This window comes from Microvirga sp. TS319 (assembly GCF_041276405.1).
GTDB lineage: Bacteria > Pseudomonadota > Alphaproteobacteria > Rhizobiales > Beijerinckiaceae > Microvirga.
In genome coordinates this window covers 130,481-143,779 of the sequence record NZ_JBGGGT010000001.1, presented here as the reverse complement: position 1 = coordinate 143,779, position 13,299 = coordinate 130,481, and the positions used below count along the sequence as shown (strand labels likewise).

14 protein-coding genes are annotated in these 13,299 nt (G+C 66.2%); 8 read left to right on the top strand and 6 right to left on the bottom strand.

Features of this window, described 5'->3' with window-relative positions; all coding sequences use genetic code 11:
* Positions 1-191 precede the first annotated feature (191 nt).
* Positions 192-842, top strand: coding sequence for a hypothetical protein (locus AB8841_RS00600; RefSeq protein WP_370433949.1), 651 nt, complete (start codon positions 192-194; stop codon positions 840-842).
* Here AB8841_RS00600 and AB8841_RS00595 read toward each other — a convergent pair.
* Genes AB8841_RS00595 through AB8841_RS00585 form a run of 3 tightly spaced genes read right to left on the bottom strand, consistent with a single transcriptional unit; the run spans position 839 to position 3,959 of the window.
* A complete protein-coding gene (locus tag AB8841_RS00595) occupies positions 839-1,837 on the bottom strand; it encodes a metallophosphoesterase (RefSeq protein ID WP_370433948.1) in 999 nt (332 codons plus the stop codon). The genes AB8841_RS00600 and AB8841_RS00595 overlap by 4 nt on opposite strands.
* Positions 1,834-3,663, bottom strand: a complete 1,830-nt coding sequence (locus tag AB8841_RS00590) for an AAA family ATPase (protein WP_370433947.1) — start codon at positions 3,661-3,663, stop codon at positions 1,834-1,836. Before AB8841_RS00590 ends, AB8841_RS00595 begins: the two co-directional genes overlap by 4 nt.
* Positions 3,663-3,959 (bottom strand): hypothetical protein, encoded by a 297-nt coding sequence (locus AB8841_RS00585; protein ID WP_370433946.1) that lies wholly within the window; start codon positions 3,957-3,959, stop codon positions 3,663-3,665. Before AB8841_RS00585 ends, AB8841_RS00590 begins: the two co-directional genes overlap by 1 nt.
* 363 nt (positions 3,960-4,322) lie before the next feature.
* On the opposite strand from AB8841_RS00585, the gene AB8841_RS00580 reads away from it, so the two are divergent.
* The 4 genes from AB8841_RS00580 (at position 4,323) to AB8841_RS00565 (ending at position 6,527) form a co-directional block, all read left to right on the top strand.
* Positions 4,323-4,943, top strand: coding sequence for a hypothetical protein (locus AB8841_RS00580; RefSeq protein ID WP_370433945.1), 621 nt, complete (start codon positions 4,323-4,325; stop codon positions 4,941-4,943).
* Positions 4,944-4,948: 5 nt separating this feature from the next.
* Positions 4,949-5,362, top strand: coding sequence for a hypothetical protein (locus tag AB8841_RS00575; protein WP_370433944.1), 414 nt, complete (start codon positions 4,949-4,951; stop codon positions 5,360-5,362).
* A gap of 32 nt (positions 5,363-5,394) precedes the next feature.
* Positions 5,395-5,670, top strand: a complete 276-nt coding sequence (locus tag AB8841_RS00570; RefSeq protein ID WP_370433943.1) for a hypothetical protein — start codon at positions 5,395-5,397, stop codon at positions 5,668-5,670.
* Between the two features lie 350 nt (positions 5,671-6,020).
* On the top strand, positions 6,021-6,527 hold the full coding sequence (locus AB8841_RS00565) for a single-stranded DNA-binding protein (RefSeq protein WP_370433942.1): 507 nt from the start codon (positions 6,021-6,023) through the stop codon (positions 6,525-6,527).
* Between the two features lie 177 nt (positions 6,528-6,704).
* On the opposite strand, the gene AB8841_RS00560 is transcribed toward AB8841_RS00565, so the two are convergent.
* The 3 genes from AB8841_RS00560 to AB8841_RS00550 form a co-directional block, all read right to left on the bottom strand.
* The gene (locus AB8841_RS00560; RefSeq protein ID WP_370433941.1) at positions 6,705-7,622 is read right to left on the bottom strand and encodes a hypothetical protein; all 918 of its coding nucleotides are present in this window, start codon (positions 7,620-7,622) and stop codon (positions 6,705-6,707) included.
* 78 nt (positions 7,623-7,700) lie between these two features.
* Positions 7,701-9,872, bottom strand: a complete 2,172-nt coding sequence (locus AB8841_RS00555) for a TRAP transporter permease (protein WP_370433940.1) — start codon at positions 9,870-9,872, stop codon at positions 7,701-7,703.
* A 123-nt stretch (positions 9,873-9,995) separates the two neighbouring features.
* Positions 9,996-10,973 carry a TAXI family TRAP transporter solute-binding subunit gene (locus AB8841_RS00550; RefSeq protein WP_370433939.1) on the bottom strand — a complete coding sequence of 326 codons (978 nt, stop codon included), beginning with the start codon at positions 10,971-10,973 and terminating at the stop codon, positions 9,996-9,998.
* Between the two features lie 377 nt (positions 10,974-11,350).
* Here AB8841_RS00550 and AB8841_RS00545 point away from each other — a divergent pair, with 377 nt between their 5' ends.
* The 3 genes from AB8841_RS00545 to AB8841_RS00535 are packed head-to-tail and all read left to right on the top strand — an operon-like array spanning position 11,351 to position 13,247.
* On the top strand, positions 11,351-12,061 hold the full coding sequence (locus AB8841_RS00545) for an energy-coupling factor ABC transporter ATP-binding protein (protein WP_370433938.1): 711 nt from the start codon (positions 11,351-11,353) through the stop codon (positions 12,059-12,061).
* The gene (locus AB8841_RS00540; RefSeq protein ID WP_370433937.1) at positions 12,058-12,690 is read left to right on the top strand and encodes an energy-coupling factor transporter transmembrane protein EcfT; all 633 of its coding nucleotides are present in this window, start codon (positions 12,058-12,060) and stop codon (positions 12,688-12,690) included. Before AB8841_RS00545 ends, AB8841_RS00540 begins: the two co-directional genes overlap by 4 nt.
* Entirely contained in the window at positions 12,687-13,247 is a 561-nt protein-coding gene (locus AB8841_RS00535) for a biotin transporter BioY (RefSeq protein WP_370433936.1), read from the top strand. Before AB8841_RS00540 ends, AB8841_RS00535 begins: the two co-directional genes overlap by 4 nt.
* Positions 13,248-13,299: the final 52 nt, after the last annotated feature.

Sequence of the window (13,299 nt, the reverse complement as noted above, 5' to 3'; positions counted from 1 at the left end):
CAGCGTCATTGTGTCCCAACGGCAGTTGCCCGTGGCGCCGCCGCATATTGCCCCCCACGGGTCGTTGCCGGGTTCATGGTGTTTGACACGAGCGATTATGTTCCCTATTTGTTCATATCTGTCGAGGGGAATTGCTCCATCGTGATGCTCCCCGCCCTCTCCTGCCAAACACCTCGTCCCAGGAGGCCCGAATGTCCGCGCCAGCGATCCTCGATCTGTCCGACCGCCGCCCGGAGCGGCGCCAGGGGCCCCGCCGTGCCGCCAGGAAGCCCACGGTGCCGCTGACGCGCAGCAGCCTCGTGGCCGATTTTCTCGCGATCTGCGAGCTCGACCCGGAGATCGAGAGCTTACGCGCACCGGCGGGAGCCGCCACGTTCAGGATCGGGGATTCCGCCATCGAGCACGTCGCGGATTTCGAGGTCGTCCGCGACGGGCAGGCCTGCCTCGTCGACGTGCTGACCGACGAGGACCTTCTCGCCCATCCCTTGAGGACGGCGGCGATCCATGGGCTCGTCTCCGAGGACGGCCGTCACTTTTCCATCGAGACCGCCGCGAGCATCCGCGCCGAGCCGCGCTTTACGACGGTGCGGCTCGTCAAGGCCTGCAGGCGCACGCCCGTGACGGCGGGAGACCGGGTCCGCGTCCTGCATCAGCTCGACGAGGCCGGCACGATGCGGCTGGTGGATTGCGCAGGCGCCGTGATGAACACCCAGGACGGCGTCGCGGCCGTCCTGGCGCTCGCCTGCGAAGGGCTCATTGCCGTCGATATCAACCGGCCGATCCTGCCTGAAACCCCGGTCCGCAGGCGGCGCCTGCCCTATGCGGATCCCTTCGCGTTTTAAGACCCCGCGTGCCGTTCCACGGCCTCGCTCAGGAGCGAGCGCACGATCGCGCGCACGGCATCCGGCGTGTCGTCCTGCACGAATTTCGCCTCGACCTCGTCGCGAACGATGGAGCCGTCGCCGCTGCGTTTCAGCTCGGTCGAGGATTCGGCCTGGAGCAGCGTGACGAAGGCGCTCTCCACCTCGCGCGCCACCATGCCGCCGTCGGCCGCCTCCACGATCCGCCCCGTGAGATCGAACACGTCGCGCTCATGCGGCAGATCCTGCGCCTCGAGCCCGCCACCCGCGTCGAGAATCCAGGCACGGGGAACATGGTTCGCCAGATCCACCGACTGGCGGTTGATGTTGCCCGGGTTGAGCCAGCGGGTGCGCCCGGCCGTCACGGCCTTCTGGGTCTTGTGAATGTGCCCGTTGACGAGCACGTCGCAGCCCTCGACCGCGAAGGGCGGCACTGCGCCCGGATAGCCGCCGTCGAAGGCGATGTCGTGATGCGTGAACCAGGCGTTGAGATCGACGTCCGAGAAGGAGCCGCGCAGATCGGTCGGGATCGCCTGACCGTAGGGCGTCATGCCGACGCCCACGCGCCGCGTCCCGATGTGAAACTCGGTCACCGGACCGGATGCCGAGACCACGTCCACCACGTCGCATAGGCCGAGCAGCGCCAGCGTGTCGCCATCGGTCAGCATCGTGTGCTGGATATCGTGATTGCCCACATTCACGAGCGGACGGTGGCGGAAGCTCTTGAGCGTGCGGATGAGCTGGCTCTTCAGCGCCTCGTCCGGCTCCACGGGTCGGTCGAACAGGTCGCCGAGGATCACCGGCGCGAGGCCGCGCTCATTGGCGATGGCGACGCAGCGCTCGAGCTTGGCGAGCAGAGCCTGCGGCCAGACTGCATCCTTGCGCCGTCCAGGGCGCCGCGACCCCACGTGAGGGTCACCGATCACGAGAAGGCCGCTGCAGGAGAGAGGGGGCAGGCGGTTTCCGGACAGGATCATGCGATCAGCCGCTCCGACGGCGAGGAATGAGAGGAATGGGCGTGATGGTCCAGGAGGTTCTCCGCGCTCACGGGCGATCCGCAGGTCGGGCAAAGCCCGCCGGTCTCCGCGACGAAACGCGCCATTTCGGCCTGGACGGATGTCAGGCCCTCGTCGATCTGCGCCACGCGGCTTTTCGCGATCAGGGCGGCGCTCCGCAGATCGGCGATGCGCTTGGCCATGGCTTGCGCCCCCGACGGGTCTTCAAGAACCGGCGCCGCGTCGGGCAGCGACCGAAGCGCATGAAGGCGCTGCCTGCCCGAGGAAAGCTCCCTGCCGAGTTCGAGGACCCGGCGGCCGATGCGCTCGCGCTCGCGCGCCTGCCCGACCCGGCGCGCCAGCTCGGCGGCACGCTCCGCCTGCGGTAGAGCATCGGTCGCCGAAAGACGCGCCCGGGCGGCATCGAGCTGCCGCACCAGGCCTGTGAGCCGGGCCGCGTGATCCTGCCGGGTCCTCAGGGCCTCCGAGGCGGACGCGATCTCCTGCGCCTTGCCGCGAAGGGTGCTCAGCCGGGTTTTCAAAGCGCCGATCTCTTCGAGGCTCTCGAACCGTTCCCGCAGCGCGACGAGCTCCCGCTCGCCGTTGCGGACCACGGCGTTGTCGCGGGTGCAGCGCTCGCGATGGATCATCAGCATGTCGCGGATATAGCTCGCTTCCTGCCCGATGGAGAGAACGGCGGAGCGGCGCGAGGCGCTTTCGCCCAGCAGGAACACCGGGAACTTCTGGTGCGCGACATGGACGTCGAGATCCTCCACTTTGGTGATGCGCATCAGATCGCCCACCCAGTCCGGCACGTTGCGCCCGCCGGTCTCGTAGCGCATGCCCTTCTCCTCCACGACCGATCCATCGGCCTCGTGGAGGGACCAGACGTTCACCGGAGAACGGCGCGGCTGACGGGTGAAGCGCAACAGACGCCTGCCCACGACGCCGATCTCGACGATGGCGGATTTCGCGCCCGCACGCACGAGGCTGTCGCGCGCTTCTCCGTAGAACACGGCGCGCAACGCGCGGATGAAGGTGGACTTGCCGCGGTTGTTCGGACCGATCAGCGCGTTCACGCCAGGGCTCAAGGAAAGCGTCGCATCCTGATAAGCCTGGACATTGACGAGGCGGATGAAGCGCAGGCCCGGCTGCCCATCGTTCCAGGCCGCGCTGCAATCCGCCGACTGCACGCTCACGCCGCCGACCGGCTCTCCGGCGATGCGGGCGATATGAAACGTGCCGGAGAACTGCGACAGATCGTGATGGGACACGGCGAAACACTGCACGCCGAGACGCGCCGCGCCGTCCTCCAGAACCTTGTAGAACGAGGACACGCGGTCGGGCGCGATCCAGCAATCGGCCTCGTCGAGCGCGAGGAATCGCGCCACATCGGCCTTCACCACGGCAATGAGCCGCAGCGCCATGCCGACGACATTGGTGAGCGCGCCGCCATTGTCCTCGAGCACATCCTCGAGCGTCCCGTCCGGGCGGCGGACGCAGATGTCGAGGGACGCGAGACCCCGCTCCGTCGACAGCTCCAGCGCTACGGGCTTCTCGCCCGGCAGCACCTCCTGCACGAGAGCCGTGAGCAGGGTCTCGAAGGCTGCGAGATTGCGGCGGCTGGCATTGCCGTGCACCGCCTCGATGAAGGCTTCCACCTCGTCCTTGACCGCAAGGCGCCCCTTGGCGAGCTCAATCTCGCGCGTCAGCTCCGCAAGGCGCAGCGCGATCGCATCGCGCCGGCCTTCCAGCCGCGCGAGGGACGACTCGGCGCGGCTCAGATCGTGATCGGCGGAACGCTCCATCAGCGCTCTTCCCCGAGCTGGCGCAGACGCGCCTCGACTTCGCCGAGTGCCGCGCCGAACTCCTCGACGAGCGTCGCATTTTGCGCTGCGGCGGTCTCGATGAGGCCGCGGATTTCATCCTCGTCGTCGGTGCCCAGCTCGGCCTTGGCGAGCGCCTTCGCCTCGTCCAGGTCGCGCGCCAGTCGCTCGACTTCACCTTCCGCGCGGATGCGCTCCGCCCGGAGCTTGTCGAAGGTTTTGCGCAGGTCTTCGAGACGCCTGAGGCTGTCCGATTCCAGGCGTGTCCGACTCGTCATGAAAGATTGGCTCCGTTGCAGGTGAGTGGTCTAGCTTCAGTTTAGAACGGCGATATTTCGTCGCAACTTCTTCGCCTTATTTCGCTCTGGATTAAGGACCATCTCTTCAATCCTGCCGTCCAGACCTCCACATAATATCGGTTACTCCAAGATTACAGACCAAGACAACGAACTTTGCTTGACACCTTACCGGCCGGCATTATGTTCTTGTTTTGTTCGCGCATCAATCATGGACCTGATTCCCGCGAGTGATGAGCGTGATTCAGTGATGACAGTGATTCATGGGCGACGCCCCGGGGCCCGGGATGCCCTGGAGCCAAGTTCCTCTGGAGCCCAGCGGCTCCGCGCCGGAAGGATGATGGTATGACCGCCATGACGGACGTTCGCCCGATCTTCGAGAACCAAGAGTGGCTCGTGAGCGAGGATGGTCTTGAGCACAAGACGACCGGCTATTTCATCGAGCGCGAGAGTCTCGGCCAGCGGCGCGAGGACGGCCTGTGGACATGGCCGCTGCACATGGCGGAAAAGCAATGGTGCGCGATGACGCCCTTCGCAGAGGCGTTCTCGCGCGCGGCGTCCGCCTACCGTGTGGAGACGGATCCGGAATTCGCGCAGACCTTCAAGGTCGCGCGCTACGAAATCTCGGCTTGGCCGCAGGTCGCTCGGGAGCCGCGAATTCCTGCTCCGGCGATGGCTCCGATCTTGCGAAACGATGATCGAATTCCCATCTTCTGGGAGTCGGGTTCTTTCGAAAACTCCTTGGCAGACACGGGTTTTCGCAAACTTGACGATACCAAGCTCGACGATACCTGGCGCATGCGCGGTCAGACAGGCGCGCGCCCCTTTTCGACGACAACGCGTATCCGTTCCGCACGCTACACCATGGAAAGGGTTCCGGCCCCCGCATGGCAGGCACCTTATCGAATCCGCAGGACCGGAACGAAACTCGTTCGATTGCTTCAGGCAGCCTGGAACCTACGGTGATGTGAATGCCAGATCTAGGGCACGATGAGAGATCCTTTTCCGGTTGGAGCGCTGCGTTCGGCGGTGCGTCGGACCTCGATGTCTCTGCGCCCGAAACGGCGGAGGAATTTGCAAGAAGCGTCATCGCCACCATCTGCCGGGCGAGCGTTACGCCAGGCGCCGGCCGCCGCACGTTCGAGCGCTGCATGCGTGCGCTCTCGTGCGGATCGACCGCCCGGGTCGGCTTGCGTCATCCGGCCAAGGCCGCCGCCATCGACCGGATCTGGCAAGACCGCGACCGGCTTTTTCACGACTACGCCGAGAGCCCGGACAAGGTGCGTTTCCTGAGCACGCTTCCCGGGATCGGGCCGGTGACGAAACATTCCCTGGCGCGCCGCCTCGGCCTTTACGGCGATCTGCGCGACAAGGCCGTTGCGTGAAGAAGAAACAACAACAAGAAGAGGTTCAGCCCATGTCCAAGATCCGTGCAAGCGATGTCGGCTTCTGCGTCGTCGACGGCAACGCGAACGTCATCGCCGACAATCTCGTCCATCGCATCCGCGAAGCCGCGGTCGATATGGAAAGCCAGGTCAACCGCCTCTATCGCGGTCGGCAGGCCTATGATCTCAGCCAAGGCACGAAGGCCGATCTCGACAAGGCCATCGAGCAGCTGACCTACATGGCCCGCACCCTCCGCGAGATCCAGAGCGAGCAATCCAAGGTGGTCTATCTCCAGGCCGCCGAGTAACGCGCAATCCTCACAAGCAGCGAGCCGCCATCGCGGCTCGTTTCGCATGAGCTTTCGCTTCGTCCGGCGATGCATATCCGCGCCGTTCCACGAAAGAGCACGGCGGCGATCGCCCGCCTCATTCGTCACCGCCATCGGATACCGATCTCCATGCCTCCGACGTGGGTCTTCGGACGCGTCGCCGGCTGCGCTCATGGGCCGGCCCATTCCCTCCCGGATCGCCCTCGCCCGCGTCTTCGCCCTTGCAATTCGTTTGGAACAAAGATAGAACATTAGGTGATGCCCCTCATGGGCAGGAGAGTGCAACAGACCCGGACCGCGTCCGGGAGAGACGGACAGGAGAGTGCCCGATGGCAGGCAGCGTGAACAAGGTGATATTGGTGGGCAATCTGGGGCGCGACCCGGAGGTGCGCCGGCTGAGCAACGGCGAGCCGGTGGTGAACCTGCGCATTGCCACCTCGGAGACCTGGAAGGACAAGGCCACGGGCGAGCGCAAGGAAAAGACCGAGTGGCACTCGGTGGTGATCTTCAACGAGAACCTGGGCCGGGTGGCCGAGCAATATCTCAAGAAGGGCTCGAAGGTTTACATCGAAGGCCAGCTCCAGACCCGCAAATGGACCGACCAGTCGGGCCAGGAGAAGTACACCACCGAGGTGGTGCTGCAGCGCTTCCGCGGCGAGATGACGATCCTGGACGGGCGCTCGGGCGGCGGCGCGTCGTCGGAATACGGCGACGAGGAGCCGGGCCAGATCAGCCGCGGTGGCGATTTCGGCCGTTCCTCTCCCATGGAACGCCGGCCCGAACCGGCAGGCGCGAGCTCCCGCCGCAGCGATTTCGACGACGACATTCCGTTCTGATCGGACGGCCTGGAGAGAGCACCGCACGTCAAAAGCCGCTCCCGCTTTCGGGACCGGCCTGCTGCTCGCAGGCCCGTCACTGCTCTCTCGTCATGGCCGGGCGTGTCCCGGCCATGACGGCGGAGGGTGTCGTGAGGCGCCGCGTCATCCGTCCTCGCGCCCCTCCCCTTATGACCTTCAATCTCCAGCCCCTCGCAAATCCTTGTGCCCCGCATGGCGGGCGCGCTGCGCTCGCTCGCTCTGGCGCAGCCGGCGGGCCCGTTCCTGGAGCTCGTCCCGGCTCGGCCGCCACCAGCCTCGGCTCTCCCGCAGGGAGAGCTCTTCCGCGTCCCGGGCGGGCCGTGCCCGGTAGACCTCCTGCAGGGCAGGCATCCTCCAATGGGCCCAGACATGGCGCCCCGGATCCGCCGCCGCGTGCGGATAGAGGTTCGCGTCCAGCGCCTCCTCGATCACATGATCATCGATCTCGTCGAACACCACGACGCCCCAGGGAATCGTCATGAGCGGCGTTTCGACGGGCGGGAGGTCGTCCCCCAGAACCGGATAGCGCCTCCGGCGGCGTTCCGCCTGAGCCGGGTCGATCCGCGCCGCGCCGGCTTGCCTCTGCTCCTCGCGGCGCCGCTGCCTCGCGGCCGGCTCGTTGCGCCGGGCCGCTTCCTCGATCACGGACCATTTCTGCCGCAGCGCCTCGTAGGAGCGGAACGGCACGTGCCAGACCTTGTCCTCCGGGTTCCAGGAGGCCCAGGGAATGGAGCGCAGCGTCTCGACGACCGTCCGCGAGTAGGGCGTGCGGATTCTCAGGTCCTCGCCGATGCTCAGATACGGGCTTTCCAGGGGCTCGAAGAAATAGGCGTCGCGCCCCTTCGCGTCCGCGTGACGGTCGAGATCGGCGAGTTCCTGGGCCATCCAGGCATTGAGCCGCTGCTCGGCCGTGGTGCCCGGCACGAACCAGCCCTGCTCCTCGCCGCGCCAGCGCGCCCGCGGGAACGCCTCGCGAAACCGGCGCACGAGATCGCGGTCATAGGGAAACGCCGCGAAGGCGCCCGGGCGCTCGCCCTCCCCCCGAATGATCTGAAAGGCGGATACCAACTCCATCGCACGTCCCTGCGGGGGCCCTTGGAAGGCCCCGCAGGGACAACAGGCGATAACCGGAATGGATCCGGCCGACTCCGGTCAGGCCGGAGCGGAAACCGTCTGCGCGCGCACCTTCAGAATCTGGGACGCAACGACCGGGGAGGCGATCGCGAGGCCGACCAGGGTGGTGCGCAGATCGGGCGCGATGATCGGCAGGGCCGCGATGCCGATAAGCCAGCGCTCCCAGGCCCGCATCTCCGTCAGTGCGTAGCCGGCGAACGCCGCCGACAGGCACAGGATGCCGGCCATGGCGCCTGCGGTCACCAGGAAGAAGCTCGCCCAGGTGAAGTCCGGCGTCACCAGCAGCATGGCCGGGCCGTACACGAAGACGAAGGGCACCAGCGCCTTGCCGAGGCCGAGGCGGAACGCGGTGTTGCCGGTCTTGAACGGATCGGCCCCCGCCATGCTCGCGCCCGCATAGGCCGCCAGCGCCACGGGCGGCGTGATGTCGGCGAGCACTCCGTAATAGAACACGAAGAAATGCGCCACGATCGGAACCACCCCGAGCAGGCCGAGAGCGGGAGCCGCCACGGTCACCATGATGATGTAGTTCGCCGTGGTCGGAACGCCGCAGCCGAGAAGGATGCAGACGACCGCCGTCATCAGCAGCGTGAAGAACAGGGTCATGCTCTTCACGTCCATGAACCACACGGGCAGGATCTCGCTCATGGTCTGGGCCATCTGGGCGGCGAACGACGTCACGATGAAGGAGATCTTGAAGCCCACGCCGGTGAGCGTCACGATGCCCACGATGATGCCGACCGTGGCCGCCGCGGCGCCCACGCCGATGGCGTATTTGGCGCCGACCACGAAGGCGTCGACGAGATCGATCACCTTTGCCTTGCCGGCGTCGCTTGTGACATAGGCGTAGATCAGGAGCGCCACGACCAGGAGCAGCAGCGGCAGGACGAAGGCGATCTGGGTCAGGAGCCCGGCAGCGATGCCGACGGCGACGGCCGCGAGGAAGCCCAGCGTCACGGCGGGAATGCGGCTCACCCCGACCACGATGCAGGCGGTGATGCCCCAGAACGCCGCGAGATAGGGCGTGAAGCCCGAGAACAGCACCATCAGAAGAACGGCGAGCGGCATGATCGTCTGCCAGCCTTCGCGGATCACCTTGGCGGCGTTCGGAAGCTCCTCGGCCGGCAGCCCGCGCAGGCCCGCGCGCTTCGCCTCCAGATGCACCTGCATGAAGACGCCGAAGAAGTGCATGCAGGCGGGAACCAGCGCCGCGAGAATGACTGTCTGATACGAGACGTTCAGGAACTCGACCATGAGGAACGCGGCCGCGCCCATGATCGGCGGCGTGATCTGCCCGCCCGTCGACGCCGCGGATTCGACCGCCGCCGCGAAATGGCGCTTGTAGCCGACGCGGATCATGGCGGGAATCGTCAGGGAGCCGACCGTCACCGTGTTGGCGATGGACGAACCCGAGATCATGCCGAACAGGGCCGATCCGAAGATCGACACCTTCGCGGGCCCACCCGCATAGCGGCCCGCGAGACAGGTCGCGAGATCGATGAAGAGCTTGCCGAGCCCGACGCGCGTCGCCAGCACGCCGAAGAGCACGTAATGGAAGACATAGGTCGCCACCACGCCAAGCGCGATGCCATAGATGCCCTGGCTCGTGAGGTAGAGGTGGTTGACGATGTTCGACCAGGACGCCCCGGGATGCTGCAGGATGCCGGGCATGGACGGCCCGAAATAGGCATAGAGCATCATGCCGATGCCGATGACGGGGAGCGGCCAGCCGACCGATCGGCGCGTCGCTTCGAGCAGGAGCACGATCAGGATCGTTCCCATGACGACATCCGTCGTGGAAGGGTTGCCGACCCGGAAGGCGAGCTCGTTGAAAATCCACGGAACGTAAAGGCTCGCGATCGCAACCGCGACGGCAAATCCCCAGTCGACGAGGGAGATGCCGCCCGGCCGCCACAGGCTCGACGGGACGATCCGGTCCTGATTGGACTTGAAGGCGGAGAACACGAGGAAGATGAGGCCCAGCACGAAGGCCATGTGAATGCCGCGATGGGTGGCCTCGCGCAGCAGGCCGAATCCCGCCGTGTAGTAATGGAACATCGAGAGCGTGAGCAGGAGCCCCGCCACGAGCCAGGCCGTTCCCGGCAGAAGGGGACGGAAGCGCATCTCGGGATCGAATTTTTCCTCGAGGCTGCGGTTCTCGATCAGGGCGGACGTGTCTGGTGCGGACATGGGGGTTCCCGTGTGGAGGCGGCTTTCCCGTCGTGGCGGGCGCCGCTCTTCAGAACTGAGTGATGTATTGGAGTCCCCCGCGGCTCGCGGCGCGGGAGACCCTTTTCACAAGCCGTGAGGAACTCAGCCCTTGATGAGGCCGGCTTCCTTGTAGAAGCGCTCCGCACCGGCATGAAGGGGGAGACCAGCGCCGGCCACGGCGTTCTCCTTGCGGATCATCTTGCCCTTGGCGTGTCCCGCATCGAGGGCCGCGCGGGTCTTGTCGCTCCAGAGGCTCTTCGTGATCTCGTAGACGACCGCATCCGGCACCTTAGCCGAGGTGACCCATTGCGCGCCGACGGCGAGCGTCTTCGCGGCGCCGACATCCTTGTAGGTGCCGGCCGGGATCTCGTCGGCGGCGAAGAAGCTGTATTGCTTGCGGATGGCGTCCGCTTCGGGGCCCGCCAGGGGCACGATGTCGATGCCCCCGCCCGTCGCCGCGAGTTCCGTGATCGCGCTGGTCGGATAGCCGCCGACGAAGAAGAAGGCGTCGAGGCCCCCGTCGCGCATGCGTTCGGCAGCCTGGTTCGGCTTCAGGAAGTCCGCCTTCACGTCGCTTTCCTTGACGCCCCAGCCACCCATGATGATGCGTGCATCGACCAGGGTTCCCGAGCCCGGCTCGTCGAGCGACACGCGCTTGCCCTTCAGGTCGGACACGGACTTGATGTTGGCGGATTTGGCGGCGACCAGGTGAATGCTCTCGGGGTAGAGGGTGGCGATGAGGCGCAGATCCTCCATCTTCCCCTTGCCGTCGAACAGGCCGGTGCCCGCATAGGCCCAGGCGGCGACGTCGGCCTGGGTGAAGCCGGATTCGAGAGCGCCCGACATGATGGAATTGATGTTGGCCACGGATCCGTTCGAGGCCTGAGCCGTCAGGACGAGCTGCGGCGGGTTCGAAACGGCATTCGCGATCAGGCCACCGATGGGGTAATAGGTGCCTGCGGTGCCGCCGGTGCCAATCCGGAAGAAGGCGGGGGCCTGCGCAAAGGCGTTGCGGCCCAGAGCGGCAGCGGCGCCGACGCCAAGACCGAGCTTGGCCAGATCGCGACGGGTCAGTTTCATGGACATCTTTTCCCTCGTAAAGCATAACCGCAGCAATGCGATTCCGCGTCACTCTAACGAATATCTCCAGCCCGTCCATGCGGGGGGAACGGCAAGGTTCTGGATAAGTCCATGCCAGGTCGAGGGAAATGGCTCTCCGCAATCCGGCCGGTTGCGCGGCACACCACTGTGGCCCATCCCGGCTCCCGCGAAACCGCATGGCCGCGGAGGAAGGATTAAGTTCGTGTCCGGCTGGCGCATCGTGCGAAAAAGTGGCCCCGGTTTTCGCACGATGCGCTCACTCCAAGCACCGAGCATCGGATCGGACCCAAAAGTGGATTCCACTTTTGGGTCCGATGCTCTAGAGCCACAGCCGGCGCCAAAGGATCTCTTCATTCGTGATCGTGTCCCCTCATGTCATTCTCGACCAGGTGAGCTTCGCTTACGGCGAGCGGGTCGTCATCTCCGATCTGTCCCTTGCGCTGAAGGAGCGGCGGGTGGGCCTGATCGGCTCGAACGGCTCGGGAAAGAGCTCGCTGCTGCGGCTGATCCACGGATTGGCGCAGCCCGTGAAGGGGGCCGTGACCACATTGGGCCTCAGCACGAAATCCGACCGGAAAAAGATCCCGTCCCGGGTCGGCTTCCTGTTTCAGGACCCCGACCGGCAGATCATTTTCCCGACCGTCGGCGAGGAAATCGCGTTCGGATTCGAGGAGCAGGGACACACGCGCCGGGAAGCGCGGAACGAGGCGCTCTCCTGGCTGTCCCGCTACGGGAGAAGCGACTGGCTGGAACGGGGCGTTCAGGAATTATCGGAGGGGCAGAGGCAGCTCGTCTGCCTGATCTCCGTCATCGCCCTCGAGCCCGGCCTGATCCTGCTCGACGAGCCGTTCGCGAGCCTGGACCTGCGCACGCGCCTCGCCTTCGCGGATCAGCTGGAGGCCTTGCCTCAGCCTCTGGTCATGGCAAGCCACGATTTCGACTTCCTGACGCGGTTTGACCGCATCATCTGGCTCGAGGGCGGCCGCATCCAGGCTGATGGCCCCCCGGAAACCGTTCTGAGCGCCTATGAGGCGGCTGCGCGCGCGCGGCCGGAGGTCATGCCGTGATCTCCACCTATGTCTCCCGCGCCGGATGGCTGCATCGCTTGCCCGCAGGCCTCAAGCTCATTGCGATCGCGGTTTTGAGCCTCGTAGTTCTGCCCGTGTCCGATTGGCGCTGGCTCGCCCTCGGCTGCGCAGCCCTGCTGCTGGTCTATGCAAGCCTCGGGCGGGACATCTTTCGCCGGCTCGCCCTGCTCAAGCCGCTGCTGCCGTTTCTGATCGTGATCGCGCTGATCCAGGCCTGGATGGAGACGTGGTCGAGCGCCGCCGCGTCCGTTCTGCGCATCCTCCTCATGGTCGCAGCGGCCAACCTCGTCACGCTCACCACGACGATGCAGGACCTGATGGCGGCGGTTGCGCCGGCGTTCAAGCCTCTGGCATATGTGGGCGTCAATCCCCGGGCCCCTGCCCTGGCCATCGCCCTTCTCCTGCGGTTCGTTCCGGTCCTGCTGGAAGCATGGAGCCGGCGGGAGGAAGCCTGGCGCGCAAGGACGGGCCGTCCGGTCTCCATTCGGTTGCTCGCACCGTTCGTCGGAGAAACCATGCGCATGGCCGACCAGATCGCCGAAGCCCTCGAGGCCCGAGGCTTCGACCCATCCACGTCCTCGGACGGGAAACCAGGAAAGCACCTATGACCACCCGCAGCCTCGTTCGCATCGCCTTGTTCGCCGCCATTATCGCGGCTCTCGGCCTGTTGCCGAAATTCGACCTCCCCTTCGCGGGCGGCGTCCCCATCACGGCGCAGACGCTCGGCGTCATGCTGGCAGGCGTTCTCCTGGGGCCCCGGCAGGCGGCGGCGGCCGTTCTGCTCGTCATCTTCGTGGTCGCTCTCGGAGCCCCTCTTCTTGCGGGCGGCCGGGGAGGCCTGGGCGTTTTCGTCGGCCCGACGGTCGGCTTTCTTCTCGGATGGCTTCCGGGCGCCTATGTCACCGGCCTGATCTTCCGGTCGCTTCCCCGGACCCTCCCGGTCGGCCTGACGGCCGCCGTGGCGGCCTTCCTCGGCGGCGTGGTCGTGATCTACGCCTTCGGAATCGCGGGCCTGTCGCTGATCTCGGGAATGCCCCTGACGCAAGCGGCCGTCGCGAGCCTCGTCTTCCTTCCGGGCGATATCGTCAAAGCCGTCGCGACGGGCGTCGTCACGGCCGCAACGCCGGCGAACATCCGCATCGGCCGAGCCGTCTCGTCCGCGTGATCCGAGGGCGCGTGCGACGCCGCGCCGCCCTGCGGTGCTCCCGCAGACGGTG

What these genes read in the sequence shown, in the direction of transcription:
- AB8841_RS00590 (WP_370433947.1), bottom strand. Translation starts at nt 3,663, where the DNA reads ATGGAGCGTTCCGCCGATCACGATCTGAGCCGCGCCGAGTCGTCCCTC.
- AB8841_RS00555 (WP_370433940.1), bottom strand. Translation starts at nt 9,872, where the DNA reads ATGTCCGCACCAGACACGTCCGCCCTGATCGAGAACCGCAGCCTCGAG.
- AB8841_RS00565 (WP_370433942.1), top strand. Translation starts at nt 6,021, where the DNA reads ATGGCAGGCAGCGTGAACAAGGTGATATTGGTGGGCAATCTGGGGCGC.
- AB8841_RS00595 (WP_370433948.1), bottom strand. Translation starts at nt 1,837, where the DNA reads ATGATCCTGTCCGGAAACCGCCTGCCCCCTCTCTCCTGCAGCGGCCTT.
- AB8841_RS00580 (WP_370433945.1), top strand. Translation starts at nt 4,323, where the DNA reads ATGACCGCCATGACGGACGTTCGCCCGATCTTCGAGAACCAAGAGTGG.
- AB8841_RS00560 (WP_370433941.1), bottom strand. Translation starts at nt 7,622, where the DNA reads ATGGAGTTGGTATCCGCCTTTCAGATCATTCGGGGGGAGGGCGAGCGC.
- AB8841_RS00535 (WP_370433936.1), top strand. Translation starts at nt 12,687, where the DNA reads ATGACCACCCGCAGCCTCGTTCGCATCGCCTTGTTCGCCGCCATTATC.
- AB8841_RS00600 (WP_370433949.1), top strand. Translation starts at nt 192, where the DNA reads ATGTCCGCGCCAGCGATCCTCGATCTGTCCGACCGCCGCCCGGAGCGG.
- AB8841_RS00585 (WP_370433946.1), bottom strand. Translation starts at nt 3,959, where the DNA reads ATGACGAGTCGGACACGCCTGGAATCGGACAGCCTCAGGCGTCTCGAA.
- AB8841_RS00575 (WP_370433944.1), top strand. Translation starts at nt 4,949, where the DNA reads ATGCCAGATCTAGGGCACGATGAGAGATCCTTTTCCGGTTGGAGCGCT.
- AB8841_RS00570 (WP_370433943.1), top strand. Translation starts at nt 5,395, where the DNA reads ATGTCCAAGATCCGTGCAAGCGATGTCGGCTTCTGCGTCGTCGACGGC.
- AB8841_RS00550 (WP_370433939.1), bottom strand. Translation starts at nt 10,973, where the DNA reads ATGAAACTGACCCGTCGCGATCTGGCCAAGCTCGGTCTTGGCGTCGGC.